24 protein-coding genes and 1 pseudogene are annotated in these 26,079 nt (G+C 65.2%); 10 read left to right on the forward strand and 15 right to left on the reverse strand.

All coding sequences use genetic code 11. The features are described 5' to 3' along the window. The first annotated feature begins 125 nt into the window (after window positions 1–125). Complete coding sequence (locus AWJ14_RS09865) at window positions 126–764, forward strand: DUF6656 family protein (protein ID WP_066177991.1); 639 nt, start codon at window positions 126–128, stop codon at window positions 762–764. Window positions 765–782: 18 nt separating this feature from the next. Here AWJ14_RS09865 and AWJ14_RS09870 read toward each other — a convergent pair whose 3' ends face one another. The 3 genes from AWJ14_RS09870 to AWJ14_RS22180 form a co-directional block, all read right to left on the reverse strand. Beyond that, entirely contained in the window at window positions 783–1,334 is a 552-nt protein-coding gene (locus tag AWJ14_RS09870) for a GNAT family N-acetyltransferase (protein ID WP_066177993.1), read from the reverse strand. Continuing rightward, complete coding sequence (locus AWJ14_RS09875) at window positions 1,331–1,585, reverse strand: type II toxin-antitoxin system TacA family antitoxin (RefSeq protein WP_066177995.1); 255 nt, start codon at window positions 1,583–1,585, stop codon at window positions 1,331–1,333. The genes AWJ14_RS09870 and AWJ14_RS09875 overlap by 4 nt, the downstream gene beginning before the upstream one ends. A gap of 113 nt (window positions 1,586–1,698) precedes the next feature. Next, window positions 1,699–2,721 carry a hypothetical protein gene (locus AWJ14_RS22180; RefSeq protein WP_139112592.1) on the reverse strand — a complete coding sequence of 341 codons (1,023 nt, stop codon included), beginning with the start codon at window positions 2,719–2,721 and terminating at the stop codon, window positions 1,699–1,701. A 1,200-nt stretch (window positions 2,722–3,921) separates the two neighbouring features. Between AWJ14_RS22180 and AWJ14_RS09880 the strand changes: the two genes are divergently transcribed. Beyond that, window positions 3,922–5,463 (forward strand): catalase, encoded by a 1,542-nt coding sequence (locus tag AWJ14_RS09880; RefSeq protein ID WP_066177997.1) that lies wholly within the window; start codon window positions 3,922–3,924, stop codon window positions 5,461–5,463. Window positions 5,464–5,562: 99 nt separating this feature from the next. On the opposite strand, the gene AWJ14_RS22760 is transcribed toward AWJ14_RS09880, so the two are convergent. The 10 genes and pseudogenes from AWJ14_RS22760 to AWJ14_RS09925 all read right to left on the reverse strand — a co-directional run bounded on the left by AWJ14_RS22760 (window position 5,563) and on the right by AWJ14_RS09925 (window position 15,560). Next, window positions 5,563–6,177 (reverse strand): 2Fe-2S iron-sulfur cluster-binding protein, encoded by a 615-nt coding sequence (locus AWJ14_RS22760; RefSeq protein WP_280949312.1) that lies wholly within the window; start codon window positions 6,175–6,177, stop codon window positions 5,563–5,565. Window positions 6,178–6,208: 31 nt separating this feature from the next. After that, window positions 6,209–6,616: pseudogene (locus AWJ14_RS22765) on the reverse strand (FAD-binding oxidoreductase); the annotation flags it as partial. Between the two features lie 11 nt (window positions 6,617–6,627). Further along, a complete protein-coding gene (gene paaD, locus AWJ14_RS09890; RefSeq protein WP_066178000.1) occupies window positions 6,628–7,137 on the reverse strand; it encodes a 1,2-phenylacetyl-CoA epoxidase subunit PaaD in 510 nt (169 codons plus the stop codon). Between the two features lie 5 nt (window positions 7,138–7,142). After that, window positions 7,143–7,919, reverse strand: coding sequence for a 1,2-phenylacetyl-CoA epoxidase subunit PaaC (gene paaC, locus AWJ14_RS09895; RefSeq protein ID WP_066178002.1), 777 nt, complete (start codon window positions 7,917–7,919; stop codon window positions 7,143–7,145). Next, window positions 7,919–8,212 (reverse strand): 1,2-phenylacetyl-CoA epoxidase subunit PaaB, encoded by a 294-nt coding sequence (gene paaB / locus AWJ14_RS09900; RefSeq protein ID WP_066178004.1) that lies wholly within the window; start codon window positions 8,210–8,212, stop codon window positions 7,919–7,921. Before paaB ends, paaC begins: the two co-directional genes overlap by 1 nt. Further along, window positions 8,209–9,204, reverse strand: a complete 996-nt coding sequence (gene paaA / locus AWJ14_RS09905; protein WP_066178006.1) for a 1,2-phenylacetyl-CoA epoxidase subunit PaaA — start codon at window positions 9,202–9,204, stop codon at window positions 8,209–8,211. Before paaA ends, paaB begins: the two co-directional genes overlap by 4 nt. A gap of 91 nt (window positions 9,205–9,295) precedes the next feature. Continuing rightward, window positions 9,296–10,189 carry a PaaX family transcriptional regulator C-terminal domain-containing protein gene (locus AWJ14_RS09910; protein WP_083220161.1) on the reverse strand — a complete coding sequence of 298 codons (894 nt, stop codon included), beginning with the start codon at window positions 10,187–10,189 and terminating at the stop codon, window positions 9,296–9,298. A gap of 72 nt (window positions 10,190–10,261) precedes the next feature. Continuing rightward, window positions 10,262–11,140 (reverse strand): DMT family transporter, encoded by an 879-nt coding sequence (locus AWJ14_RS09915; RefSeq protein WP_210183520.1) that lies wholly within the window; start codon window positions 11,138–11,140, stop codon window positions 10,262–10,264. 256 nt (window positions 11,141–11,396) lie between these two features. Next, window positions 11,397–13,433, reverse strand: a complete 2,037-nt coding sequence (paaZ, locus tag AWJ14_RS09920; protein WP_066178007.1) for a phenylacetic acid degradation bifunctional protein PaaZ — start codon at window positions 13,431–13,433, stop codon at window positions 11,397–11,399. A gap of 63 nt (window positions 13,434–13,496) precedes the next feature. Next, window positions 13,497–15,560: an FAD-dependent oxidoreductase gene (locus tag AWJ14_RS09925; RefSeq protein ID WP_083220162.1), complete on the reverse strand. Its 2,064-nt coding sequence runs from the start codon at window positions 15,558–15,560 to the stop codon at window positions 13,497–13,499. 110 nt (window positions 15,561–15,670) lie between these two features. Here AWJ14_RS09925 and paaG point away from each other — a divergent pair, with 110 nt between their 5' ends. The 4 genes from paaG to AWJ14_RS09945 all read left to right on the forward strand — a co-directional run bounded on the left by paaG (window position 15,671) and on the right by AWJ14_RS09945 (window position 18,900). Further along, a complete protein-coding gene (paaG, locus tag AWJ14_RS09930; protein WP_066178008.1) occupies window positions 15,671–16,462 on the forward strand; it encodes a 2-(1,2-epoxy-1,2-dihydrophenyl)acetyl-CoA isomerase PaaG in 792 nt (263 codons plus the stop codon). Beyond that, on the forward strand, window positions 16,459–16,902 hold the full coding sequence (gene paaI / locus AWJ14_RS09935; RefSeq protein WP_066178010.1) for a hydroxyphenylacetyl-CoA thioesterase PaaI: 444 nt from the start codon (window positions 16,459–16,461) through the stop codon (window positions 16,900–16,902). The genes paaG and paaI overlap by 4 nt, the downstream gene beginning before the upstream one ends. A 73-nt stretch (window positions 16,903–16,975) precedes the next feature. Continuing rightward, the gene (paaK, locus tag AWJ14_RS09940) at window positions 16,976–18,286 is read left to right on the forward strand and encodes a phenylacetate--CoA ligase PaaK (protein ID WP_066178012.1); all 1,311 of its coding nucleotides are present in this window, start codon (window positions 16,976–16,978) and stop codon (window positions 18,284–18,286) included. Between the two features lie 5 nt (window positions 18,287–18,291). Beyond that, entirely contained in the window at window positions 18,292–18,900 is a 609-nt protein-coding gene (locus AWJ14_RS09945) for a TetR/AcrR family transcriptional regulator (RefSeq protein ID WP_066178014.1), read from the forward strand. A 200-nt stretch (window positions 18,901–19,100) separates the two neighbouring features. On the opposite strand, the gene AWJ14_RS22770 is transcribed toward AWJ14_RS09945, so the two are convergent. After that, window positions 19,101–19,685 carry a DUF3800 domain-containing protein gene (locus AWJ14_RS22770; RefSeq protein ID WP_245304195.1) on the reverse strand — a complete coding sequence of 195 codons (585 nt, stop codon included), beginning with the start codon at window positions 19,683–19,685 and terminating at the stop codon, window positions 19,101–19,103. A 471-nt stretch (window positions 19,686–20,156) separates the two neighbouring features. Next, a complete protein-coding gene (locus AWJ14_RS09955) occupies window positions 20,157–20,333 on the reverse strand; it encodes a YegP family protein (protein WP_066178016.1) in 177 nt (58 codons plus the stop codon). Between the two features lie 411 nt (window positions 20,334–20,744). Between AWJ14_RS09955 and AWJ14_RS09960 the strand changes: the two genes are divergently transcribed. The 4 genes from AWJ14_RS09960 (at window position 20,745) to AWJ14_RS09975 (ending at window position 25,927) form a co-directional block, all read left to right on the forward strand. Next, entirely contained in the window at window positions 20,745–22,166 is a 1,422-nt protein-coding gene (locus tag AWJ14_RS09960; protein ID WP_083220163.1) for a CoA transferase, read from the forward strand. A gap of 234 nt (window positions 22,167–22,400) precedes the next feature. After that, a complete protein-coding gene (locus AWJ14_RS09965) occupies window positions 22,401–23,357 on the forward strand; it encodes a TAXI family TRAP transporter solute-binding subunit (protein WP_066178018.1) in 957 nt (318 codons plus the stop codon). A gap of 95 nt (window positions 23,358–23,452) precedes the next feature. Beyond that, window positions 23,453–25,558: a TRAP transporter permease gene (locus AWJ14_RS09970; RefSeq protein WP_066178020.1), complete on the forward strand. Its 2,106-nt coding sequence runs from the start codon at window positions 23,453–23,455 to the stop codon at window positions 25,556–25,558. Beyond that, window positions 25,559–25,927, forward strand: a complete 369-nt coding sequence (locus AWJ14_RS09975; RefSeq protein WP_066178022.1) for a DUF1850 domain-containing protein — start codon at window positions 25,559–25,561, stop codon at window positions 25,925–25,927. It abuts the gene before it with no gap. The last annotated feature ends 152 nt before the right edge of the window (window positions 25,928–26,079 follow it).

Genomic DNA, 26,079 nt, shown 5'->3' on the forward strand with positions numbered 1-26,079 from the left:
TGTGCCATTCATGCGCTGCCGCCGCGCCTGAAACGGCGCTCGCCGACGGATTCCCGCCTGCGCGGAAGCAATTGGTTAACCATTTGAATTCATGGTTTGGTCAGAAATTCGAGGGACGATTCTGCATGTCCATGTTCAAGTATTATGCGACCCGGACCAAAGGACCGCCACCCGGTCCGGCTATGGCGGTCCACACCAACTTCCTCAGGACCGGGAAGATCATCCGCTATGCGGAAGACTGGGTCCAGGAAGAGCGTCGCTACCTGTCCGACAAGGAGGTCGCGGAACGGACCGGCAGGCGGCTTGAACATGCCGGCCGCAAGACGCACCAGCGGCTCAACCGGTTTCACCAGAACATCCGCTTTCCCGAGATCATCTTTCACAAGACTTTGGCGACGGCCCCGCATCTGGGCTATGTCCATGTGACGGCCTCGAAGACCGATTTTGCCGACCACAAGGATGTGACCTGGGGCTTCTACATCGCCAATTTCACCGCCAGCATCAACGTGGACACGGGCGAAGACACGAATGATGAGAAATTCTTCCACCGCGTGAAGCCCGGCTATGCGCGGATGTATTTCGCCGTGGCGATGAAGGACGGCGAAGGCGACGGCGCCAGGTCGCGCCGTCAGGTGATCAACCGCGATGTCGGTGAAAACGGCGTGCTGTTCCGCACCGCAGACCCGAAGGCCGCCCTCAGGAACGTGCTGATGCTCGGAGCGCGGAATGCAGAACTGAGAAAGATCGTCGCCGCGATCGTGTGAGGGGCGCCAAGCACCGCATCAAGGTGCCGTCAGAAGGTTCCGCACCGTTGCCAGCGCCATGTAGAGCCGGAGCGGATGCGAGGGCAGGGGCGCAAATCCATAGCTCTCGTAAAGCGCCTTGCGCCTTGCCGTCCTGGTTTCGTCACCGCAGTCGAGCACATCCATCGTGACAACCACGATGCCGATACTCTCGGCTGCGCCGGCGATGCGGCGCAGGGTATCCACTAGCAAGTCGCCGCCAAAACCTTGCCCCTGGTAGCGGCTGTCCACGCCGATCATGGAGATATAGGCCGCGGGGATGCTGCCGTGGTCGGGCCGTGTGCGGGCATATCTTGGCGGCAGATTGGTGAAGTCCACGGCGTGGACGTTCAGCGCATGAAATCCGATCAGGTCACCTTCGGGGGCGGTCAGGACAAATACCCGCACATTCCCGGCTGACGAGAGCTTGTTCGCCGTCCGCCTGAAGAAATTGTCGACCTTGTCGATGCCGCAAGAAAAAGCCGCCCGGTCATGCCTGTCAGGATCGAGCGGCGCGATGATGTTGGGCGCGGTGTCCTGCGCTGATGTCACTTGGACGCAATCGTCGTCCGGTGGCGCGCGAATGCCGCCTTCAGGCGGTCGGTCGCCTCGGGCGGGTTATCGAGGGCCGTGAAAAACGCGGCATGATCCACCGGCTGCAGGACCGTGCGCTCATGCGCTGCAATGGTTTGCAAGGCCGATTGGTAGGCCGCGCTCATGGTGAACACGGAATCGTCCACCCCTGACAGGGCGGCCGCCTGCTGGATGGTCCTCTTGATGCGCGGTTTGGTGCGGAAATTCATCCGCTCCGTGTTCCGCTCATCCACGGCCTGCGTCTCCTTGTGGTGTGATGTAAGTCATCGTGGTATATACGTTAGTATCACCGAAAGCCACCTGTCGACCGTTCTCCTCAAATTTATAATTTGCGCCACCATGTAATCACTCCATTGCTCGGCATAAAAGGAAAATAGAAGTTGATTGTGTCGTAATTCTTACCTTCTGATACAACCATGCATTCCTTTGCGCGAGGGTGTATGCAGCGGTAGCCAACTTCAAATTCATCTTTGTTATATTCAACATCTATGACCATATTCTCGGCAAAATTAGTATTTGTAAATAACTCATTATCGTTTTCAAATTTTGGAGTATTCCATTCTATTTGAAGACGCACTCTGTCTCCGAATTCGAGACGAATAGGATTCTTCAGATTGATGCCATCAAAGTCAAAATCAAATTCTTTCTCTGATGTATTATGTTTAGATTGGCTGTTGCGTTGCCAAGAGATAAGCTTCTCCATAGCGGGCTCACCGCCGGCGCGCGAAACAGACAACGTAAATGATAATAGCCCCCAAACTTCGTTTGGGTGCCGTTTCTCTACTGCAGGGAGCCGATTGTGGTAGCTCTGAAATGGAGGATGGTAGTCGTATGGCTCTCTATGAACATTTTCATATGTTGCGTCAAGAGATTGTATGAGCTTTGCAAATGGATTTAGATTAACAATTTTGTATTTTAATTTTTGATCGCGTTTTAATAGTTTTGATGCAAGAATATATTTATTTAATTCATCTGAAACATTATTGGGGAGATCGACATCCAAAACGGTCGACAAATATAGCTTGGAAGCTACTCGGCGCTCTGCGGTTCTTCTTTCCGTTTCCATGCGCTCTTGTTCAAGTCGAAGCTCCCTGCGCATTTCCTGTTTTTCTTCCCGGTCGACCGTAATAATAATAATATGGGCAATGAAGAATGCGAAGCCGAGCTCAGTAATTCCAGCTACAACTAATTTTTGAAAGAGGGTGTGATCGTCAATTGATACCGCGAAGAAGATACCAATTGAGATTAGCGTGATTCCGCCCCAAAGAGGCCAATTTACCAACCGGAAGGAGAAATTCCTGCGAGCGTTCGCTATAAACTTTTCGTATTCGGAATTTCTTTCCATGGCGGCCTCGCGAAACAAAGCACCAGAATTGCAACTTATGTTTGAACGGGCAACTATTATTTTCTGAGAATTTAGTAAGTTTCGTTTGAGCTCCCGATCCCTACAAATACGGTATTCGGCTGACAGCGCCACGTTTTGAGCTGGCGTGCGGGGGGCGGGTTCCGGAATGCATTGAAGGCTGCTTCTGGCAATGTGTCAGGGCTGACCCTTCAGGTTTTTTTCGGTGATGCTGCGGCGGGGTTTTCAGGCCGTCGGTGAATGCCTTAAGCGAAGCGCGTCCATTCATGAAGCGACCCGAGGATCCATTCCGTGATGTTGCCGGGAACGGTGTCCGCGGATGGGGCACGGCATGGATCCCCGGCTCGGGGGCCGGGGATGACGACAGAAAGGGGGCATGACAACGGAGAGGGCGGCCGGTCCGGAATCCCGATCTGTCATCCTGCCCCGTGCAAGCCCCCCGAAAAAATCCTCCCCATCTTTTCCCCACCCTCCGCCCCCGTGCGACACTTTGCTTGCTCCCGCTGCCGGATGGATCGCGAACGTTTCGAGCCAGGCGGGAGGGAATGCCCCTTCGGGTGGCGCGCAAACGTGAGCGCGGTCTGCCCGGGGGGAGGCGGTGGCCAGTGCGGTTCCGCTGGCGGGCGGCGCATCTACGCGTCGTGCAAAGCCAGCCACCGGGCCGGGCTCCGGCTCCGTGTCTGCTTAAGGCAGGCGGGGGCAGGGGCGGCGGTCCGGGCCTGTGGCGGACATGTCCCGCGAACGCGGGGCAGGGTCCGTGCCGGAACCCGCGCCTCAAGCAGCTCCCGCGGCCTGTCCGGGCCGCGGCCGGGGCAACCCGGGCGGAGGGCCCTGAAGAGGGGCAGGCGAACAAGCCAACTCCGGCGTGATCTGCGAGGCCGCCGCCTGTCGGATGGGGACGCCATCCGACGGGTTCCGGGCCGCGCGCTGTCAGCGCCACCCCAATCATCCATCGTTCAGACGGCACTGCCCGCGTGCGGCCCTCCGGACTTCGATCTCTCCCACTCCGGCGGCCGTGCCCGCGCCGGCGGCGCGTCCGGCTGCCCGGCCGGGGGCTGCGCAATCCGGCGACCCCTCGGGGACCTTGGCGGCCTTCGTGCTGGTGCGATGAAAGCGGGGACCGGCGAAGGAACATTCGCGCCGGCGGCGGGTTGTCCCTATCAAGAACCAGGAGAGGCTCATATGACGGACAAGAAAGACACACGCGCCACCCCCCACACCACCACCCCCCACACCACCACGGATGCCGGGATCAGGGTGCAGAGCGACGAGCATTCGCTGACCATCGGCCCCGACGGCCCGATCGTGCTCAACGATCATTACCTGCTCGAGCAGATGGCGAATTTCAACCGCGAGCGCATTCCCGAGCGCCAGCCGCACGCCAAGGGCTCGGGCGCCTTCGGCCGCTTCGAGACCACGAAGGATGTGTCGCGCTACACCAAGGCGAAGATCTTCCAGCCGGGCGCCTCCTGCGAGGTGGCGATGCGGTTCTCGACGGTCGCCGGCGAGCGCGGCAGTCCCGACACCTGGCGCGATCCGCGCGGCTTCTCGGTCAAGATGTACACCGAGGAAGGCAATTTCGACATGGTCGGCAACAACACGCCGATCTTCTTCATCCGCGACCCGCTGAAGTTCCAGCATTTCATCCGCTCGCAGAAGCGCCGCGCCGACAATGACATGCGCGACCACGACATGCAGTGGGATTTCTGGACGCTGTCGCCCGAAAGCGCGCACCAGGTGGCCTATCTGATGGGCGACCGCGGCATCCCCAAGACCTGGCGCGAGATGAACGGCTATTCGAGCCACACCTATTCGCTGGTCAATGCCGAGGGCGAGAAGTTCTGGGTCAAGTTCCATTTCCACACCGACCAGGGTGACGGCAACGCCTATCTCAGTCAGGACGAGGCCGACAGGCTCGCCGGCAGCGATGGCGATTTCCACCGCCGCGACCTGTTCAACGCGATCCGCGACGGCGATCATCCGAGCTGGACGCTGAAATGGCAGATCATGCCCTACGAAGACGCCAAGACCTACCGCATCAATCCGTTCGACCTCACCAAGGTCTGGCCGCATGCCGACTATCCGCTGATCGAGGTCGGCAAGCTGACGCTCGACCGCAACCCGACCGACTTCCACACCCAGATCGAGCAGGCCGCCTTCGAGCCCAACAACATGGTGCCGGGCATCGGGCTTTCGCCCGACAAGATGCTGCTCGCGCGCGGCTTCTCCTATGCGGATGCGCACCGGGCGCGGCTTGGCGTCAACTACAAGCAGATCCCGGTCAATGCCGCCAAAAGCCCGGTTCACAGCTACTCGAAGGATGGCGCCGGCCGCACCGTGAATGTCGCGGACCCGGTCTATGCGCCCAATTCCTATGGCGGACCGGCGGCTGAGCCCGCGCCGCAGGAGGCGGGCCTCTGGCATGCCGACGGCGACATGGTGCGCCAGGCCTACACACTGCGCGCGGACGACGACGACTGGAGCCAGGCCGGTGCGCTGGTGCGGGAGGTGATGGACGCCGATGCGCGCGAGCGGCTCGTCGACAATGTCGTCGGGCATCTCTGCGACGGGGTCAGCGAGAAGGTGCTTGAGCGCGCCTTCGACTACTGGCGCAACATCGACGGCGAGACCGGCGACAGGATCGAAAAGGGCGTGCGCGACAAGCTCGGCGGCAAGTCGAAGGCCAAGGGCATGGCGTCCGCCGAGAGCATCGGCGGCAAGTAGCCGCCCGGAAGGTCGGCCTTCCGCGGCGGGTCATTGCGGCCCGCCGCGTTTGTCTTGCGCCGATCGATAGTCTGGCGCGTGCCCTGACCGAAGTTCGGGCTACTGGGCGTCGAAGTCGAGCACCAGCCTGTCCGTGGTCGGCCGCGACTGGCAGGCGAGCACGAAACCCGCTTCGAGCTCCCAGGGTTCGAGCGAATAGTTCTCGTCCATGCTGGCCTCGCCTTCCACCACCTTGCAGCGGCAGGTGCAGCACATGCCGCCGGCGCAGGAATAGGGGATGTCGAGGCCCGCGCGCATCGCCGCCGTCAGAACCGTGTCGGCGCTCGCATCGACGACGAGGCTGCGGCGCGCGCCGTCGAGGATGATGTCCACCGTCGAGGCAGATTTCGCAGGGGCGGCGCCGCCGTTGGCTGCGGCCGCGGGCTTGGGCGCGGCAGCGCCGGGGGCGGGGGTGAAGAGTTCGAACTTGACCCGCTCCTCGTCGACACCCAGCGCCAGCATCGCGGCCGACGCCGCGCGGATCATCGGCTCGGGGCCGCAGATATAGATCGCGTCGGCGGATTTCGGGTCGATCAGCCCGTGGGCGGCCAGCGTTTCGAGCTTTTCGGCGTCGAGCCGCCCGTTCATGATCTCGACGTCCTGGATCTCCTCGTCGAGCACATGCAGCAGCGTGAAGCAGTGCGTGTAGCGGTCTTGCGGAATTGCGGTTGGCATAAAGCAGTGTGACGGAGGAATCCGGCTCGCCCGCCAGCACCGATTTGGCGATCGACAGGCAGGGGGTGATGCCCGAGCCCGCGGCCAGCAGCAGATAGTCGTGCGCGCCGCCGATCTCGGCGGTAAACCGGCCCTGCGGCGGCATCACCTGGATCTTGTCGCCGGGTTTGAGCGACTGCGCGAAGCCCGAAAACCGGCCATCGGCGATGCGCTTGACCCCGACGGTGCGGCGGCCCGCTTCGCCGAGCGCGGAACAGATCGAATAGGAGCGGCGCATGTCTTCGCCGTTCACGGTGGCGCGAAGTGTGAGATACTGGCCCGGCAGGAAGGCGAAATCGGCGTCGAGATCCTCGGGAATGGCGAAGGTGATGGCGACCGCGTCGGGCGTCTGCGGACGGACGGCGGCAATTTCGAGATCGTGAAAGCGCGGTGCGGCCATGGCGGGGCTCCTCAGATGCACTTGAAATAGTCGAACGGTTCGGCGCAGGCGTCGCAGCGGTAATGCGCCTTGCAGGCGGTCGAACCGAATTCGGAAATGCGGCTGGTCGCCTCCGAGCCGCAGCGCGGGCAGGCGATCCGCTCCTCGGCGAAGAAGGCACGGCGTCCGCCCGAAGCGCCCACCGGCGGGGCGATGCCGTAGGCGCGCAGTTTCTCGCGGCCTTCGGCGCTGATCCAGTCGGTGGTCCAGGCGGGCGACAGGACGCGCTCGATGCGGGCGTCGATGCCGGCGTCGAGCAGCGCGGCTTGCACCGCCATTTCGATGGCGACCACCGCCGGACAACCGGAATAGGTGGGGGTGAGACGCACCACGATGGTGCCGTCCGCGTCGCGCTCGACCCCGCGCAGGATGCCGAGATCGGCCACCGTCACGCAAGGAACCTCGGGATCGGGCACGCGGCTCGCGACGCTTCGCGCCCGGGCGAGGTCGAGATCCGCGGTCGGGGCCGTCGTGGCCGTCATGGCGCTCACCAGGTCAGGCCCGGATAGGCGCGCTGCATGAACTGCATCTCGGCCAGCAGATGGCCCATGTCCTCGCCATGCAGGCCCTCGCGGCCGCCGCTCTGGGGTACGCGCACCTCGGGGGCGGTCAGGCCCGCTTGCGAGAACACCATGGCGATGGTGCGCTCCCACTCGGCGCGCACGGTCCCGGGATCGGGCAGCAGACCGTCGGCAACGGCTTTTTCGCGCACGGGCGAGGCCTCGAACAATTCGCCCGTGTAGCGGTGCAGTTCGTCGACCGCCGCCTGCATGCGCCGTGCACTTTCCGCGGTGCCGTCGCCGAGCCGGATCACCCATTCGCCGCAGTGGCGCAGGTGGTAGGCCATTTCCTTCTCCGCCTTGGCGGCAATGCCGGCCAGCGTGGCGTCGTTCGAGCTCGCGGCGATTGCGCGCCAGAAGGGGTGCATGAAGGCCGCGAAATAGAGCTGGCGCGCCATGGTGGCGGCGAAATCGCCGTTCGGACGCTCGACCAGCAGGCAGTTGACGTAGTCGCGCTCGCGGCGCAGGAACGCCAGGTCGTCCTCGCCGCGTCCCTTGCCCTCGATCTCGCCGGCATGGGCATAGAGCGCGCGGGCCTGGCCCAGAAGGTCGAGCCCCATGTTCGCGAGCGCCAGGTCTTCCTCGAGCGTGGGCGCATGCCCGCACCATTCCGAGAGCCGGTGACCGAGGATCAGCGCGTCGTCGGCCAGTTCGAGAAGCGCGCGGAAACCGGCCATCTCAAAGGTTGCAGCCACGGCGCCCATCACATGTGCCCCACTTCGTCGGGGATCTCGTAGAAGGTCGGGTGGCGGTAGATCTTGTCGTCGGCGGGCTCGAACATCGGCTCGGCGAAGGACGGGTCGGAGGCGGCGATGTCGCTCGAGCGCACCACCCAGATCGAGTTGCCTTCGCCGCGACGGGTGTAGACGTCGCGGGCGGCCTGCAGCGCCAGCGCGGAATCGGCGGCGTGCAGCGAGCCGACATGGCGGTGGTGCAACCCGTTGCGCGGGCGGATGAAGACTTCCCACAGCGGCGTGGTCGGATTGGTCGAACTCATTCTGCTGCCTCCTGGGGGACGGTGCGGGACGCGGCGCGCTTGGCCGCGTGGGCAAGCGCCGCCTCGCGGACCCAGGCGCCGTCGTCATGGGCCTGCTTGCGGTCGCGGATTCGATCGCGGTTCATGCGGCCATTGCCGGAGACCACCGCCTTGAATTCCACCCAGTCGATCTCGCCATGCTCATAGAGCCCGGTCTCGGCGTTGAATTTGAGGTCCGGGTCGGGAACCGTCAGCCCGATGAACTCGGCCTGCGGCACGGTGGCGGTGATGAATTTCTGCCGCAGTTCGTCATTGGAGAAGCGCTTGATCTTCCAGGCCATCGACTGCTCGCCATGGGCGCTTTCGCCGTCATGCGGGCCGAACATCATCAGCGACGGCCACCACCAGCGATTGAGCGCGTCCTGCGCCATTTCCTTCTGCTCGTCCGAGCCGCGGGCGAGCGCCATCATGATCTCGTAGCCCTGGCGCTGGTGGAAGCTTTCTTCCTTGCACACGCGGATCATGGCCCGGGCATAGGGGCCGTAGGAGCAGCGGCAGAGCGGGATCTGGTTCATGATCGCGGCGCCGTCGACCAGCCAGCCGATGGCGCCGATATCGGCCCAGGTCAGCGTCGGGTAGTTGAAGATCGAGGAATACTTGGCCTTGCCGGAAAGCAGTTCCTCGGTCATCTGCTCGCGCGAGACGCCCAGCGTTTCCGCGGCCGAATAGAGATAGAGGCCGTGGCCGCCCTCGTCCTGCACCTTGGCCAGAAGCGCGATCTTGCGGCGCAGGGTGGGGGCGCGGGTGATCCAGTTGCCCTCGGGCAGCATGCCGACGATTTCCGAATGCGCGTGCTGGCCGATCTGGCGCACCAGCGTGCGGCGATAGCCTTCGGGCATGGGGTCGTTGGGTTCGATTTTCTCTTCGCGGTCGACCCGGGCCTGGAACAGGGAGAGAAACTCCTCCGATTCCGTGGTGCTCGAATCCACGCCGATCAGGCCCTGGCTGTACATGGCTGATATCCTCCTCGATACCTGGAAGCATATGTTACAGGCTTAAAGAATGTCAAGTATAACTTGTAACACGTTTGCAGGTTTGCCGGGCCTAGCCCGCGGCGAAGCGGCGGGCCAGGCGGGCGTCGGGGGCGGGCAACGGCCCGGACGGCGTTGTGGCATGGGCGTCGAGCCAGGCTTCGGAGGCGGGCAGCAGCCGGGCATAGATGCCGGCCACCAGCGCCCGGGTGGCGGGTTCCGGATCACCCTCGTGAACGAGATCCGAAGGAACCGCCAAAACCTTGAGCGCGAGCCGCCGCCATTCGTGGATCATCAGGCAGCGAAGCGCGATGGCATCTTCGGGGGCGGGTGCCGCGCCTGCCTCAAGTGCTTGATGCAGCGGCGCATAGGCCTCGTGGAGCCGTGCCATCTCGGCGGACTGGCGCGCCTCGGCGAGCGCTCCTGTAAGCCCGTGGCCGGGGATGAGGCGCGGCCTGTCGGCAAGGGTGGCACCGTCGAAACGCAAGGCAGGTGGCAGCGCCTCGGCGGCGGCGAAGCAGAGCAGAACATGCGGTGCGAGCCGCAACGCCCAGGCTGCATCGATGGCTGGCAGGGCCTCTTCGGGCAAGGCTGAGGCGGCGATGACAAGGCAGCGCGGCGTATCGGCGGGCAGCAGCGAGGAGCCGGCATAGATCCGCCGTTCGGCGGCGAGCACGGTTTCGCCGACTGCGCCGGCGAGGCTGTAGAATCCGTTGCGGCCCTCGCGCGTGCGCTCGATCCAGCCCTCGGCCGCAAGCCGCGACAGTGCGGTGCGCACCGCACCCGCGCCGACGCCGAGCCGTTGCATCAGCGCCTGAAGCGCGGTTGCTGACACCACGCCGCCGCGCGGACCGATGGCGTCGCCGAGAAACGAGACGATCAGCGACCAGGCCGACAGCCGTGCCTCCGCCTGCAAGCCGGCGAGGCGGGCTTCGAGAATCGAGGATATCGGGTCGGTCGCGCGCATGGGCTGATTGCATAGACGGTTTGGCCTGACCCCGGAAGAGGGGACGCGCTCGCTGCCGGGCGAGCTAAAGCTTCAGCCCGCCCGGTGCTCCCGGTAGATGATGAAGATGCCGCTGGCGATGATGATGGCGGCGCCGGCGAAGGTCAGGCTGTCGGGGATCTCGCTCCAGAACAGCCAGCCGAGCAGAGTTGCCCAGATGATCGCGGTGTAGTCGAGCGGCGCCACCACGACCGCGGGCGCAAGCCGGAAAGCCTGGGTCATCAGCGTCATGCCGGCGGTGCCGAAAATGGCGATGGCCGCGAACAGCCAGAGATCTTCCGCGCGCGGCGTGACCCAGACGAAGGGGACGATGAAGAGGCTGAGCAGCGCGCCGGTCCCGGTCATGTAGAGAAGCAGCGTCCACACGCTCTCCCTGGGGTCGACGAAGCGGGCCGACAGCATCAGAAGCGCATAGACGAAGGCGGTGGCGATCGGCAGCAGCGACACGGTCTGGAAGGCCGATGTGCCGGGGCGGACGGCCACCAGCACGCCGACGAAGCCCACCAGAATGGCAAGCCAGCGTTTCCAGCCCACATGCTCGCGAAACACCAGTGCCGAGAGCGCGGTGATGAACAGCGGCGCCACGAAGATCAGTGCCGTGGCCTCGGCGAGCCCAAGATGCATGATCGAGGTGAAGAACAGGATGGTGGCGCCGATCCAGAGCGTGCCGCGTGCGAGATGCGCGATCGGCCGGTGCGAGCGCAGGGCTGCGGGGCCACCCATCTTCCAGGCGATCAGGATCGCAAAGGGAAGCGCGATCAGGTTGCGCAGGAACAGGATCTGCACCGGCGAATAGCCGGCGGTGAGCGCCTTGGCGATGGCATCGTTGACGCACAGGCTCGCCACGCCAATGCACATCATGACGATGCCCGCCGAGGTGCGCGCCTTCTGCTCCGTCGCGGTTTGCAGCACGATGTCCCTCCTTCTCCCGAACCCGCGACCCTACCAGCATCGGACTGAAAATCGAGCCCGATAATGAATGGCGGCAAGGACTTGGCGTATCGCGCCGGGCGGGATGATGTCGGGATCGGGGCCGCATGCCGGGGCAGGTGTTCACGCCGGAGAGGTGCTGCCTGCCGCGCCGCACTGTTTCTTCAAGTCCTAATAAGCTTCGGGAATCAAGGCGTCCAGTCCGGCCGTTGCCGGATTGAATCCGGTTGTTTGCGTGCTACGCCCGGTAGGCGTTCATGGTGTGAAGCTCGTATTCGGCCACGTCCTCGCCGTCCTGGTTCAACACCGCGACATGCCAGCGGACTTCGCCATACTCATCGGTGCGTCGGGTCTTGCGCTTGACCGTGAGGCGGACCGAGATCGCGTCTCCGGGCGAGACCGGCTTCATGAACTTGAGCCCGTCGAGCCCGGTATTGGCGAGCACCGGGCCGGGGCTCGGTTCGACGAACAGGCCGGCGGCAAACGAGAGAAGCAGATAGCCGTGCGCCACGCGGCCGGGGAAGAACGGGTTGGCCTTCGCGGCCTCCTCGTCCATGTGGGCATAGAAGGTGTCGCCGGTGAAGTGCGCGAAATGTTCGATGTCTTCGAGCGTGACGGTGCGCGGGCCGGCCTCGATGGTCTCGCCGATGGCAAGCTCGTCGAAAGTCCGGGTGAAGGGATGGGCAGGGGATTTGGGTTGCGCGGCGCCCTTGATCCAGGTGCCGGTGATGGCCGAAATGATGTCGGGGCTGCCCTGCACGGCGGTCAGTTGCATGTAGTGCATCACGCCGCGGATGCCGCCCAGTTCCTCGCCGCCGCCGGCGCGGCCCGGGCCGCCATGGATCATGTGCGGCAGCGGCGAGCCGTGGCCGGTGGCTTCCCTGGCGCTGTCGCGGTTGTTGACATAGATGCGGCCATGGGAGGCCGCCGCGTCGAGGATCAGGGCGCGCGCGACCGCCGGGTCGTGGGTGATCAGCGAGGCGACCAGGCTGCCCTTGCCGCGGTTCATCAGGCGGCCCGCATGGGCGAGATCGCGATAGGGCATCAGCGTGGCGACGGGGCCGAAGGCCTCGACCGCATGCACCGCGTCGCCCGCGTCCGGATCGTCGCAGGCAAACAGCATCGGCGCCACGAAGGCGCCGCGCTCCGGATCGGCGCCGTCGACCTCGTAGCGGTCCGGGTCGCCGGTCAGGCGCCGGCATTCGGCCGCGATCCGGGTCGCCTTCTCGCGCACGTCGGACTTCTGCGCAGCGGAGGCGAGCGCGCCCATGCGGGTGGTCTCCAGCGCCGGGTCGCCGATGCGGATCGTGCCGAGCTTGGCGGCAATCGCGTCGCCCACTGGGCCCATCAGGGCTTCGGGCACGAGGATGCGGCGGATGGCGGTGCATTTCTGCCCGGCCTTGGCGGTCATCTCGCGCACCACTTCCTTGACCAGGATCTCGAATTCGGGGCTGTCTTGGGTGACATCCGGACCGAGCACGCTCGCGTTCAGGCTGTCCTGTTCAGCCACGAAGCGGACGCTGTTTTCGAGAAGATGCCGGCTGGAGCGCAACATCAGCGCGGTCTGGGCCGAGCCGGTGAAGCCCACCACATCCTGGTAGTCGAGGCGGTCGAGAAGGTCGCCGAGCCCGCCCGAGACGAGCTGCACCGCACCTTCCGGCAGAAGGCCGGAGCCGATCATGCGGCGCACGCATTGCTCGGTCACGTGGCAGGTCGCGGTCGCCGGCTTGACGATCGCCGGCATGCCGGCAAGCAGCGCTGGCGCAAGCTTTTCGAGCATGCCCCAGACCGGGAAGTTGAAGGCGTTGATATGGACGGCCACGCCCCTGAGCGGGGTCGCCACATGCTGGCCCACGAAGCTGCCGCCGCGCGACAGCATCTCCAGATCGCCCTCGACCAAAATATGCCCGTCGGGCAGTTCGCGCCGGCCTTTCGAGGCATAGACCATGAGCGTGGCGATGCCGCCGTCGACATCGATCTTGGCGTCGGCGGTGGTGGCGCCGGTGGTGTGGGACAGCGCGTAGAGCTCGTCCTTGTGGTTGGACAGCTCCAGCGCCAGCGCCTTCAGCATCCGGGCGCGGTCGTGGAAGCTCATCGCCCGCAGCCCCGGTCCCCCCTTGTTGCGGGCATGGGCGATCATGCCGGCGGTGTCGAGCGTCGCCTGGCCGGCCATCGCCAGCGGTTCGCCGGTCACGGCGCTGGCAATCGGGCGCGCGCCTTCGTCGGCGGGCAGCCAGCGGCCACCCAGATAGCTGTGAACGTTGATCAGACCCATGTCTCTCTCCCCTGGCGCGCGGAGGCGCCTTCCATAAGTCGCGTTGGCCGGTTCAGGCCGGGTTCAGCCCTTGAAGACTCCTGCCGGTTTCCAGGAACCCGGGCTCTGCGCCGCCACATCGGCAAAGGCTTCGCGAAGCCGGTCGATCCCGGTTTCCTCGGCCCAGAACATCGGGCCGCCCAGGTGTTTGGGGAAGCCGTAGCCCTCGGTCCAGACGATATCGACGGCCGTGTCGCTCGATGCGATCCCCTCTTCGAGGATCAGGTTCGCCTCGTTGACGATCGCCGCCATGATGCGCATGACGATCTCCTCGTTCGAGAACGTCTTTGGCGTCACGCCCTGCTCCTCGCGCCAGGCGGCCACCATGGCCTCGATCTCGGGATCGGGCGCGCCCTTGCCGGCGGTATGGTCGTACCAGCCCTTCTTGGCCGCGCTGCCGCGGCCCTGGCGGCCCATTTCGCAGAGCCTGTCGGCGATATCGACATAGCGGCCCGGCCAGGTACCCGCCGCGCGCTGGCGCTTGCGGTTGGCCCAGCTGATCTGCAACCCGGTCAGGTCCTGCAACTCGTAGGGTCCCATCGGCATGCCGAGCGACCGCATGGCCGCATCGACCGCATAGGGCGAGGCGCCGTCGGCGACCATGTAATCCGCCTGGCGGCGATAGGCCGAGAGGATGCGGTTGCCGATGAAGCCGTCGCAGACGCCGGTCTCGACCGGGATCTTGCCGAGCCCGCGGGCGAAGGCGAAGGCGGTGGCCATGGTCTCGGCGGAACTGGCGTCGGTGCCCACCACCTCGACGAGCTTCATGATATTGGCGGGCGAGAAGAAATGCAGGCCCAGGAACCGGCCCTGGCCGGGCAGACCGCGGCTGATCAGGTTGGGATCGAGATAGGAGGTGTTGGTGGCAACCAGCGCGTCCTCACGCATCACCGCGACCAATTCGGTGAACACCGCGCGCTTGACATCCGCGTCCTCGAACACCGCTTCGATGGCGATGTCGGCATCGAAGGCCGCAGCATAGCTGTCGCCGGCCTCAAGCTTCGCGCGCCGGGCCTCGGCCTTGTCCTCGCCGATGCGGCCTGAGGCCAGATCCTTGGCGATGATGGCTTCGACGCGGCCACGCCCCGCTTCGGCGCTGGCGCTGTCGCGCTCGATGATCGTGACCCGGTGGCCGGCGGCGAGGCAGGCCGCGGCAATGCCCGCGCCCATGAGGCCGCCGCCGACGATCGCCACATGCTCGATCTTCGCAGCCTCGATGTCGCGCAGCCGCTCCGGGCGGGTGACGGCGCGGTTGGCGAAGAACAGCCGCCGCAAGGCCCGCGACTGCGCGCTCTGGCGCAGGTCGAGATGGGTCTGGCGTTCGATCGCCTGGCCTTCGGCAAAGGGCAGGCGCGCTGCGAGCGCGGTGGTCTCAAGCGCGATGAGCGGCGCTTCGGCGCCCTTGGCGGATTTGGCGATCTCGGCTTTCAGCGCGGTGAGGTCGGCGTCCGTGACGGACCGCGTGGAGGTTTTGGCGGGACGCGCGGGGAGGGCATCGCGGAAGGACGCGAGTGCTGCCATGGGATCGCCCGAGAAGACCAGATCGAGGCCGCCCATCTCTTCGAAGGCCTTGGCACTGACCGGCTTGCCGCTGGCGGCCATGCGGGCGGCCGGCTCGAGCCCGATCACCCGGGGCAGGCGCTGCGTGCCGCCGGCGCCGGGGATCAGGCCGAGATTGACCTCGGGCAAGCCGAAACGGGTGTTTGCGTCGGCCAATCGCCAGGCGCAGGCGAGCGCCAGTTCGAGACCGCCGCCGAGCACGGTGCCGTGCATCACGGCGATAAAAGGCGTTTCGCTCGCCTCGATGGCGTCGAGCACGTCGGGCAGGTGCGGCAGCGGCGGCGGGCCGGCAAATTCGGATATGTCGCCGCCGGCGACGAAGGTCTTGCCGGCGCAGACGAGTGCCGCGGAGGTGCAGCCGGCGTCGTTGACCTCGGCCAGCGCGTCCATCAGCCCCTTGCGCACGCTGACCCCGAGCGCATTGACCGGCGGATTGTCGATCGTGACCAGCGCATGACCGTTCTCGATCGCAACGGTGACGACCCTTTTTTCCGGTTGGGACGCGGGCGGTGCGGAAGGGGTGGTCACGGGCGGGGCTCCTCGGGTTCCGGATGACAAATTGCCGATGTCGGACTGGTGATTATTAATTGACCAACCGGTCGGCTTATGCAACCTTAATTTTCAGGAGGAGCCTAGCCATGAGTGAACCGGTTTTACAGTCCTGGAACGGTGGTGTGATGGAACTTACACTGAACCGTCCGGACCGATTGAATGCCTTCAATGACGAGATGCATGTCGCGCTTGCCGGGTTTCTCGACATGGCGCGCGACGATGTGCGCTGCCGGGCGGTGCTTCTGACCGGGGCGGGGCGCGGCTTTTGCGCGGGCCAGGATCTCGGCGCGCGGGATCCCGCAAAAATGGATGGCCCGCCCGATCTCGGCGACACCATCGCCCGCTTCTACAATCCGCTGATCCGCCGCATCCGCACGCTCGAAAAGCCGGTGGTCTGTGCGGTCAACGGGGTAGCCGCCGGCGCGGGCGCCAATCTGGCGCTTGCCTGCGACATCGTGCTGGCCGCCCGCGGCGCGAAATTCATCCAGTCCTTCGCCCGGGTGGGGCTCATTCCCGATGCGGGCGGCTCCTGGATGCTGCCGCGGCTGATCGGCGAGGCGCGCGCCAAGGCGATCGCCATGACCGCGGAGCCCGTGACCGCCGACCGCGCCGAGCACTGGGGCATGATCTGGAAGTCCTGTGACGATGCCGAGCTGATGGGCGAGGCGAGGGCGCTTGGCGCCAAACTTGCCGCCGGGCCGACCTTCGGGCTCGGCAAGACCAAGAGCCTGATCCAGGCCGCGGCCGGGCAGGTGCTCGACGATCATCTCGACCTCGAAGCCGCGACCCAGCGCGACTGCGGCTTCCATGCCGATTACGCCGAGGGCGTGCGCGCCTTTCTCGAAAAGCGCGAGCCGGAGTTCGGAGGCGGGCAATGAGCGCGATCAGCGATCAGGAGCGTGCCGAGCGCTCGTCGGAAGCCATGTGGAAGGACGACCACATGAGCCAGTCCAACGGCATGACCGTCGAGACGGTCGGGCCTGGCACGGCCACGCTGTCGATGGTGGTGCGCAAAAACCATCTCAACGGCCACGGCTCGTGCCACGGCGGGGCGATCTTCACGCTCGCCGACAGCGCCTTTGCCTTTGCCTGCAACAGCCGCAACGCGATCACCGTGGCGCAGCATTGTTCGGTCACGTTCCTGGCGCCGGGGCGGGAGGGCGACCGGCTGACGGCGACGGCGCGGGAAGTCACGCTTGCCGGCCGGTCCGGGGTCTATGACGTCACCGTGACCCGCGATGACGGCACCGCGATTGCCGAATTTCGCGGGCTGTCGCGCACGGTCGCAGGCACGCATTTCGAGGAGCCCGCGGCCTGAGCTGCCGGGTACAGCAGTTTGAGGAAAGTGGGGGGCAGCCTGGGAGGCGCCGCCCCGGTTCGAGGAGGAACCCATGCTTGACCTAACCCCGGATCGCGCCAGTCTCGATCCGATCGAGATCGCGTCGCGCGACGAGATTGCAGCACTTCAGCTCAAGCGGATGCAATGGTCGCTTCGCCATGCCTATGAAAACGTGCCGCATTACACGGCGGCCTTCGACGCCAAGGGCGTGCATCCGGACGATCTCAAGTCGCTATCGGACCTGTCGAAGTTTCCGTTCACGACCAAGCTCGACCTCAGGGACAACTATCCCTTCGGCATGTTCGCAGTGCCGCGCGAGAAGGTGGTGCGGCTGCATGGCTCGTCGGGCACCACCGGCAAGCCCACGGTGGTGGGCTACACCGCGGGCGATATCGCGATGTGGTCGGATCTGGTGGCGCGCTCGATCCGCGCTTCGGGCGGGCGCAGCGGCGATATCGTCCATGTCGCCTATGGCTACGGCCTTTTCACCGGCGGGCTCGGCGCGCATTATGGCGCGGAGCGGCTGGGCTGCACGGTGGTGCCGGTTTCGGGCGGCATGACCGAGCGGCAGGTGTCGCTGATCACCGATTTCAAGCCGCGCGTGATCATGGTCACGCCCTCCTACATGCTCTCGATCCTCGACGAATTCCGCCGCGCCGGCGTGGATCCGCGCGAGTCCTCGCTGGCGGTCGGCATCTTCGGCGCGGAACCCTGGACCAATGCCATGCGCTCGGAGATCGAGCAGGCCTTCGACATGCATGCCGTCGACATCTACGGTCTTTCGGAAGTGATGGGGCCGGGCGTTGCCAACGAGTGCGTCGAGACCAAGGACGGGCTGCATATCTGGGAGGATCATTTCTACCCGGAAGTCATCGATCCTGTGACCGAGGAAGTTCTGCCCGACGGGGAGATCGGCGAACTGGTGTTCACCACGCTGTCAAAGGAGGCGCTGCCGATGGTGCGCTACCGCACCCGCGATCTGACCCGGCTGATGCCGGGCACCGCGCGCTCGATGCGGCGGATGGAAAAGATCACCGGCCGCTCCGACGACATGATCATCCTGCGCGGGGTCAATGTGTTCCCGACCCAGATCGAGGAACAGATCCTGAAATGCGCGGGCCTCGCGCCGCATTTTCAGATCGAGCTCACCCGCTCCGGCCGCATGGACGACATGACGGTGCATGTGGAAGCCAGCGCCGGTGCCGCCGACGCGGAGGCGCGGGCCGCTTCGGCACGGGAACTCGCGCACCACATCAAGAGCACGGTCGGCGTGTCCGCGCGCATCGATGTTGCCGAACCGGGCGCCGTGGCGCGCTCGGAAGGCAAGGCCAAGCGCGTCGTCGACAACCGGCCGAAGGGCTAGATTTCATGGCTCGCACCATCGCCAAGGACCACGAGGAAAAGCGCGAGGCGATCCTGCGCACGGCCGCTGCGTTCTTTGCCGAACACGGCTTCGACCGGGCCTCGATGGGCAAGCTCGCGCAGGCCTGCGGTGTCTCCAAGGCGCTGATCTACCACTATTATCCGTCCAAGGATGCGCTGCTGTTCGACATCCTCGACACGCATCTGGCGTCGCTGGTCAAGGTGGTGGAGGCGGCGGCGCTCGAGCCCGGCACGGCGCAGGAGCGGCTGCGGGCGCTGGTCCGGGCGATCCTGATTGCCTACCGGGATTCAGACGCGGAGCACAAGGTGCAACTCGACGCGCTGTCGTCGCTGCCCGAGGACAGCCAGCGGCATCTGCGCGGGCTGCAACGGCGGCTGGTGACCTGCATGTCGGACGCGGTGCGGGCGCTCGAACCCGACCGCTTTACCGCCCGGCCGGATCTGGTGGGGCCGGTGACGATGTCGGTGTTCGGTATGCTCAACTGGTTCTATCTCTGGCACCGGCCCGGCGGCCCGGTCGACCGCGACGCCTATGCCGACATCGTCACCGACCTGGTGATCGGTGGTCTGCCCGCGGTGTGCGCGGGGGAGTAGGAAACGTAAAGCTTGATGCAGATGCCCAATGCAAGGTCTTCCGGGCAGGGGCTCGATCCCGGGCATGTCGTTTCGGAAGGTGACGGCGTCACAATTGCAATCCACATGCGCTACTCTTGACTTTCAAAGGGAGCAGACCCTATTTGGTCGATGGAGGCTTTGCGGCGGAAACGTTGCATTGCCTTTTTCATTTGTGGCTGTCAGCGCTCCCGGGTCCGCAAATCCCTGACCTCCTTGACGCCCCATACCGTCTGGCCGCCTTCTGTGCGGCGGCTGTAGCGCATTCGCTTGATGGCTTCGACCAGCGGAGTCAATTCCGGCCGGGTCGTGACGGGCATGCGAGGCAGGCGAAGACCCCAACTTGTAATATAAGCTACCAAATCCGCGACCTGAATCAGGGAACTCAGATCGCTGTGAACGAAGAACGGTTCCGGCACGATAAGCCGCGATCTCGTCCGGCCGTTCGCGGTCCGCAGAAAGTACCTGGATATCTGTCCAAGCAGCACGTGGCTGGCGGATTTGTCCAACTCATCGAATACGAGAAAACCCATCGGATCGCCGGGCATCTGATTGAGGAAATGATAAAAGCGTTCCAGAAAGAAGGCGTAGTCCTTCCGCATCGCCTGATCGTTTGGCGGGCGAGGCGCGCCCTGGGGCACCATCGTCGCGAACACTTTGCCCTGATGGCTGTGGGCGAGATCCAATACAAACTCGACATAGGCGAGCTTGGCCTGTGCCAGCGCGGTGAGGCCGGCTCGCGTTGGATGCGCGCCATGTTCCAGCATCGCTTTCGCGAAACGGGTTCGTTCGCCATGCGGTATGGACCCATCTGACCTGCAAGCCGGAAGGTCTTCGCCTTTAGAAGCTCCTTGGCCTTGGCTTCGGCACCATAGGCTTCAAACAGCCTCATTCCGAAAAAATACTGTTGGGCATCGGATATCTGCCGGATCAGCGGCCAAATCTTGCGGTCCTCAATCGCAAACCCGGCGAGCACTTCATAGGGCGAATACCTTTGATCTTGACCGGATTCATCGACAAACAATGCCCAGCTCATGATCGTGTTTCCTGCAAAGGTGCGGGCGACAGGGTGTCAGGCCTTGAAGAGTGTCTCAGGAGAAGGAACTCTGAAACTGTGCACATCGGCCTCCTTCAACACAGTTTCGGCACATCCAGCAGGAGACGGCCCGTTTTCCCAGGCCGTCTCAATTGTCAAAGTCAGCATTCATGACAGCGTCGAAGCAAGCGACGGGCTTTTCTCAGCTGTTGTCTTCGACCGGGGCGGCGGGGCCGTTCTTCTTGATCGAGTCGATGGCATTCTGGGCGCTGGCCTTGCTGGTATAGCCCTCCGTCGAGAACATGATTTCGCTGTTGTACTTGAAGCGGACCCGGTACTCGCCGGCCTTGTCTTTGTAGATCTCGAATTTGTGTGCCATGCACTTACTCCCAATGCAGTGTGAATCGTACGCGACCAAGTTGACATCTGGAAACGGCTTTCACAAGCCGGATGCACAGGGGAAAACCTTCGGTGGCCGCAAGATCGCCCGCGTGACGGCCGGTCCCGGTCGAGGGGCATCGTGGCCAAGCCTCGGGCCTTCGCGCGGCCATGCCGGCGGTTTGCGGCGCTTTGAGAGACGGCGCGGACGGGGGCGGGCTTGAGGAAATCGAGGGTCACGTGAGCGCAAGGAGGCTTGGTTTGCAGGCCGGCTCCGCTTCGACGGGATCGATGCAATCCGCCAGTCTCGGCGCCTTGCGGCCATTTTCATGAGCAATATTGACGGTCCTGCGCTTTGGCGCTTCTGTGAAGCCTGCCAGTGCCTGATCGGGTGCTGCCGAAGGAGTCCTGCATGAACGGTTCTGCATCCGGCCTTGAAAATCTGCCCGTCACGGGTGGCGGCGCGTTCGAGATGGCGGCCCGGTTGTGGCAGGCGCTTGGCGGCGGAGCCGCGCGCCCCGATCAGGTGGAGATCGCCGGGGTCGGTGCCTTGCCTTCCGTGTTCGCGGTCAGCGATTTCGCCGCCGCGGCGATGGCCACGGCCGGGCTGGCGGTTGCGGAATGGGTCGGCCTTCACGCCGGCCAAGCGCCGCAGGTCAGGGTCGATCGGCGGCTCGCCTCGCTGTGGTTCGGGTTTTCGATCGCGCCCGACGGCTGGGAGCTGCCATCGGCCTGGGATGCGGTCGCGGGCGATTACGCCACCGCCGACGGCTGGATCCGGCTGCACACCAATGCACGGGCGCATCGCGATGCGGCGCTGTCGGTGCTCGGGTTTCCTGCCGACCCCGTGCCCGGGCGCGAAGCCGTGGCGGCCGCCGTCGCGAAATGGCGCGCGGATGCATTGGAGGCGGCCGTGGTTGCGGCGGGCGGCTGTGCCGCAGCCATGCGCGATCCGGAGCAGTGGGCCGCGCATCCGCAGGGGCGGGCGGTGCTGGCCGAACCGCTGATGCATGTCGAGCGGCAAGGCGCCGCACTGCGTTTCAGCCGGCAAGTTGATGCTCTGCGCCCGCTCTCCGGAATACGGGTGCTCGATCTCACGCGCGTGCTTGCCGGGCCGGTGGCGACGCGGTTTCTGGCGGGGTTCGGCGCCGATGTGCTCAGGATCGATCCGCCGGGCTGGGACGAAGGCGCGGTAATCCCGGAAGTCACGCTCGGAAAGCGCTGCGCCCGGCTCGATTTCAAACAGGCCGGCGACCGCGAGCATCTGAAAGGGCTCATCGCCGAGGCGGATATTCTCGTCCACGGCTATCGCCCGGATGCGCTTGAGCGGCTGGGGCTGGGAGCCGATGTCCGCCGCGCCCTCAATCCGGGCCTGGTCGATGTCTCGCTGGATGCCTATGGCTGGAGCGGACCCTGGGCGGGCCGGCGCGGTTTCGACAGTCTGGTGCAGATGAGCGCAGGCATTGCCGCAACGGGCATGGCCGAGGCGGGGGCTGCCCGCCCGGTGCCGCTGCCGGTGCAGGCGCTCGATCATGGCGCGGGCTATCTGCTCGCGGCTGCAGCGGTGCGGGGCCTCGTGCTGCGCGCGATGCAGGCGACAGGGTCACGCTGGTGCACCTCGGTGGCCCGCGTCGGCGGCTGTCTTGCCGGGTATAGGCAGTCGGGGGATGTGGCGCTGATCGGCAAGCCCGAGCCGCATGATTATGACGCTGCCCTCGAAGCGACCGGCTGGGGGCCGGCGCGCCGGCTCAGAGCCCCGCTCTGCGTGGGCGTCGCCCGCATGGGCTGGGATCGGCCCGCGGGGCGGCTCGGGACTGCGCCGGCCGCCTGGTGACGCCGGTTCGGCACGCCCGACGGTCCGGCGCCTGCCGGATTGATGGGCACCATCCTGCCCGTCGTTTCATCAAGGCGGGCAATCACTTGCCCATCGCGCCGTTCCCATTTGGCAAAGCGCCCCTAATTCCTGTAAACGGGTACATGGCATGGGTGTTGCATATTGGCACCCGTATCACTGCGCGGAGGAGAGACGCGCGGATCCCGGATTGATCGGAACACGGAGGAATAACCGATGATCACCATAAACCGCAGAAGCATGGTCACGTTGATGGTGGCGAGCGCCATGGCGCTGTCGCTGGCCCCGGCCAAGGCCGACCAGTTCGTCAACATCCTGACCGGCGGCACCTCGGGCGTCTACTATCCGCTCGGCGTCGGCCTGTCGAAGATCTACGCGGAGAAGATCGAGGGCGTGCGCACCCAGGTGCAGTCGACCAAGGCTTCGGTCGAAAACCTCAACCTGTTGCAGCAGGGTAAGGGCGAACTGGCGCTGGCGCTCGGCGATTCCGTCAAGCTTGCCTGGGAAGGCGATCCGGAGGCCGGCTTCAAGGGGCCGCTCGACAAGCTGCGCGGCATTGCCGCAGTCTACCCGAACTATATCCAGATCGTGGCCTCCAAGGAATCGGGGATCACCGATCTCGCCGGCCTGAACGGCAAGAGCCTTTCGGTGGGCGCTGCCAAATCCGGAACCGAGCTCAATGCCAGGGCGATCTTCGCCGCCGCCGGCATGACCTATGACGATCTGTCCAAGACCGAATATCTGCCGTTCGCGGAATCGGTGGAGCTGATCAAGAACCGGCAGCTCGACGCGACGCTTCAGTCGGCCGGCCTCGGCGTGGCTTCGATCAAGGACCTGTCGACCTCGGTCGACGTGCAGATGGTGGCGGTGCCCGAAGATGTCGTGAAGGCGCTCGGCGCGCCCTATATCGCGGCCACCATTCCGGCCGGCACCTATGGCGGCCAGGACAGCGACGTGCAGACCGTGGCCGTCGTCAACTTCCTCGTCACCCATTCCGATGTCAGTGACGATCTGGCCTATGAGATGACCAAGCAGCTGTTCGAGAACCTTCCCGAACTCGAAGCCGCCCACAAGGCCGCAACCCAGATCAAGCTCGAAAACGCGCTTAACGGCATGCCGTTGCCGCTGCATCCGGGCGCGGAACGCTACTACAAGGAAAAGGGCATGATGTAGCACCGGGGCGGCCCGGGGCTTCAAGCTGACCAAGCGGCGGGACCGGAGAGCCGGTCCCGCCGTGTTCGACTTGTGCGTGGTGGGGAGGACACCCAATGCTTCATGACCAGACACCGCATCGCGCGCCCGACGAGCGGCCGGATCTCGGCCTGCACGATCCGTTGGCCGAGAGCTTTCCGAACAGCCTCGAAGGCCGGCTCCTGTTCTGGATCGCGCTCGTCTTTTCGCTGTTCCAGATCGCCACGGCCGCGCATCTGATCGACTTTCCGAGCCAGGTGGTGCGCGCGTTCCATGTGGGCTTCCTGATGCTGCTCACCTTTCCGCTGGTGGCGGCGGCGCGGGGCGCGGGGCCGCTGCTCAAGGCGGGGGCCTGGCTGCTCGCCGGCCTCGGCGTCGCGGTCGCGCTCTATCAGTGGGTGGAATACACCGAACTTCTGATGCGGGCGGGCGATCCGCTCACGCGCGACATGGTGCTCGGCGTGATCGCGCTCGTCACGGTGTTTGCGGCTGCCTGGGTGATCATGGGGCCGGCGCTGCCGATCATCTCCGGTGCGTTTCTCGCCTATTGCCTGTTCGGCGAATATCTGCCGGCGCCGCTCGACCATCGCGGCTACGACTTCTCCCAGGTGATCGACCACATGACCTATGGCACGGAAGGGATCTACGGCATCCCGATCTTCGTGTCGTCGAGTTTCATCTTCCTGTTCATCCTGTTTGGAGCGTTCCTCGAAAAGGCGGGCATGATCCAGCTGTTCACCGACGTCTCGCTCGGCCTGGTCGGCCACAAGCGCGGCGGGGCCGCCAAGGTCTCGGTGATCTCGTCGGGCCTGATGGGCACGATCTCGGGCTCGGGCGTCGCCAATGTGGTGACCACCGGGCAGTTCACGATCCCGCTGATGAAGAGCTTCGGCTACCGCGCGGCCTTTGCCGGCGGGGTGGAATCGACCTCCTCGATGGGTGGGCAGCTGATGCCGCCGGTGATGGGAGCGGTGGCCTTCATCATGGCCGAGACGCTGGGCGTCGAATATTACGAGGTGGTGCAGGCGGCGATCATTCCGGCGATCCTCTATTTCGCCTCGACCTTCTGGATGGTGCATCTCGAAGCGGGCCGGCACAATCTCATGGGCCTGCCCAAGGAAGAGCTGCCGTCGCCGCTCAAGGCGCTGAAGGCGCAGTGGTATCTGGTGCTGCCGCTGCTGATGCTGATCTATCTTTTGTTCTCGGGCTACACGCCGCTGTTTGCGGGCACCGTCGGGCTTGCGCTCACGGTGCTCCTGATCCTCGGCGGCTCGGTGGCGCTGGGGCTGCCGGCGGGCGTGATCCGGCTCATCTTCTGGGTTGGGCTCGGGCTGGTGGCGGCCGCCTTCCTGCAGTTCGGCATCATGGTGATCGTCGGCGCAGTTGTTGCGCTGGTGGCCTGGAACGCGTTCTCGAAAGGCGGGCGCGAAACGCTCGTCATCTGCCGCGATGCGCTCGCCGACGGCGCCAAGACGGCGTTGCCGGTCGGCGTCGCCTGCGCGGTGGTGGGCATCATCATCGGCACCATGACGCTGACGGGCGCGGCCAACACCTTCGGCCAGTTCATCGTCTCGGTCGGCGGGCACAGCCTGTTCCTGTCGCTGGTTTTGACCATGGTCACCTGCATCGTGCTCGGCATGGGCATTCCCACCATCCCGAACTACATCATCACCTCCTCGATCGCCGGGCCGGCGCTGCTCGAACTCGGCGTGCCGCTGATCGTCAGCCACATGTTCGTCTTCTATTTCGGCATTCTCGCCGACCTGACGCCGCCGGTGGCGCTCGCCTGCTTCGCCGCGGCGCCGATCGCCAAGGAGAGCGGGCTCAAGATCTCGCTGGAGGCGATCAAGGTGGCGGCCGCCGGTTTCGTGATCCCGTTCATGGCGGTCTATACGCCGGCCTTGATGCTCCAGGACGGCGGGCCGCTCGCCGAGGCGATCGGCTATGTGCCGGCGGTGATGTATATCGTCGCCAAGGTGGTGCTGGCGATCGGGCTCTGGGGCGCGGCGGTGATCGGCTTCCTCGGCGGACGTCTCGGCTGGCCGATGCGGGCGCTGGCGATGGCCGCGGCTTTCACGCTGATCGCCTCGCTGCCGATCACCGACGAGATCGGTTTCGCGCTCGCCGCGCTGTTTGCGCTGCTGGCCTGGCGCAAAAGCCGGTCCGGGGCGGCCGTGGCCTAGATGGCGCTCGGGCTCTGCATCGTGGCGGGCGGAAAGTCGCTTGCGCTGGCGGCAGGCCTGTTCACGCTGAGCTGGACCCATTCGGTGGAGAAGACCGACTGGCGCGAGAGCTACCGGGTGGGCGCCGCGGGGCTGGAACTCACAGAGGCGCGGGTCAAGGGATCGGGCGCCGGCATGGACCCGGGCGAGGGGGCGCGGCTCGAACACGGCTGGTGGGTGTGGCAGCCCGATGTGCCCCCCATTCCCGAACTGGTGCTGGCGGCCTCGGGCGCGACCGTGTCGGCCTGGAGCCTCTGTCATTCCGGCGGCTGCGAGACGCTCGGCGCGGAGCCGGGCGCACCAGTGCATATCAAGCCCTGCGCGATGTGATCGGCCTGCGGACCTGGCAGGCCACAGGGGCCTGTCATGGCGATCCGCCCGTGCGGCCCGCGCCGAGTTGCAGTCTTCATTGATCCTGTCGGCCAGCTGCGACGTAGAAGCTTGCGAATGGGGCTTTGCGTCGCGGCACGGCGGTCCTACAA

The organism is Parahoeflea olei, from assembly GCF_001703635.1.
In the GTDB taxonomy this organism is placed as follows: domain Bacteria; phylum Pseudomonadota; class Alphaproteobacteria; order Rhizobiales; family Rhizobiaceae; genus Hoeflea; species Hoeflea olei.

Bases quoted from the DNA above. Each gene is read 5' to 3' on its own strand.
- AWJ14_RS09865 (WP_066177991.1), top strand. From the start codon at position 126: ATGTCCATGTTCAAGTATTATGCGACCCGGACCAAAGGACCGCCACCC.
- AWJ14_RS09875 (WP_066177995.1), bottom strand. From the start codon at position 1,585: ATGAATTTCCGCACCAAACCGCGCATCAAGAGGACCATCCAGCAGGCG.
- AWJ14_RS22180 (WP_139112592.1), bottom strand. From the start codon at position 2,721: ATGGAAAGAAATTCCGAATACGAAAAGTTTATAGCGAACGCTCGCAGG.
- AWJ14_RS09880 (WP_066177997.1), top strand. From the start codon at position 3,922: ATGACGGACAAGAAAGACACACGCGCCACCCCCCACACCACCACCCCC.
- AWJ14_RS22760 (WP_280949312.1), bottom strand. From the start codon at position 6,177: ATGCCAACCGCAATTCCGCAAGACCGCTACACGCACTGCTTCACGCTG.
- paaD (WP_066178000.1), bottom strand. From the start codon at position 7,137: ATGACGGCCACGACGGCCCCGACCGCGGATCTCGACCTCGCCCGGGCG.
- paaC (WP_066178002.1), bottom strand. From the start codon at position 7,919: ATGGGCGCCGTGGCTGCAACCTTTGAGATGGCCGGTTTCCGCGCGCTT.
- paaB (WP_066178004.1), bottom strand. From the start codon at position 8,212: ATGAGTTCGACCAATCCGACCACGCCGCTGTGGGAAGTCTTCATCCGC.
- paaA (WP_066178006.1), bottom strand. From the start codon at position 9,204: ATGTACAGCCAGGGCCTGATCGGCGTGGATTCGAGCACCACGGAATCG.
- AWJ14_RS09910 (WP_083220161.1), bottom strand. From the start codon at position 10,189: ATGCGCGCGACCGACCCGATATCCTCGATTCTCGAAGCCCGCCTCGCC.
- paaZ (WP_066178007.1), bottom strand. From the start codon at position 13,433: ATGGGTCTGATCAACGTTCACAGCTATCTGGGTGGCCGCTGGCTGCCC.
- paaG (WP_066178008.1), top strand. From the start codon at position 15,671: ATGAGTGAACCGGTTTTACAGTCCTGGAACGGTGGTGTGATGGAACTT.
- paaI (WP_066178010.1), top strand. From the start codon at position 16,459: ATGAGCGCGATCAGCGATCAGGAGCGTGCCGAGCGCTCGTCGGAAGCC.
- paaK (WP_066178012.1), top strand. From the start codon at position 16,976: ATGCTTGACCTAACCCCGGATCGCGCCAGTCTCGATCCGATCGAGATC.
- AWJ14_RS09945 (WP_066178014.1), top strand. From the start codon at position 18,292: ATGGCTCGCACCATCGCCAAGGACCACGAGGAAAAGCGCGAGGCGATC.
- AWJ14_RS22770 (WP_245304195.1), bottom strand. From the start codon at position 19,685: ATGCTGGAACATGGCGCGCATCCAACGCGAGCCGGCCTCACCGCGCTG.
- AWJ14_RS09955 (WP_066178016.1), bottom strand. From the start codon at position 20,333: ATGGCACACAAATTCGAGATCTACAAAGACAAGGCCGGCGAGTACCGG.
- AWJ14_RS09960 (WP_083220163.1), top strand. From the start codon at position 20,745: ATGAACGGTTCTGCATCCGGCCTTGAAAATCTGCCCGTCACGGGTGGC.
- AWJ14_RS09965 (WP_066178018.1), top strand. From the start codon at position 22,401: ATGATCACCATAAACCGCAGAAGCATGGTCACGTTGATGGTGGCGAGC.
- AWJ14_RS09970 (WP_066178020.1), top strand. From the start codon at position 23,453: ATGCTTCATGACCAGACACCGCATCGCGCGCCCGACGAGCGGCCGGAT.
- AWJ14_RS09975 (WP_066178022.1), top strand. From the start codon at position 25,559: ATGGCGCTCGGGCTCTGCATCGTGGCGGGCGGAAAGTCGCTTGCGCTG.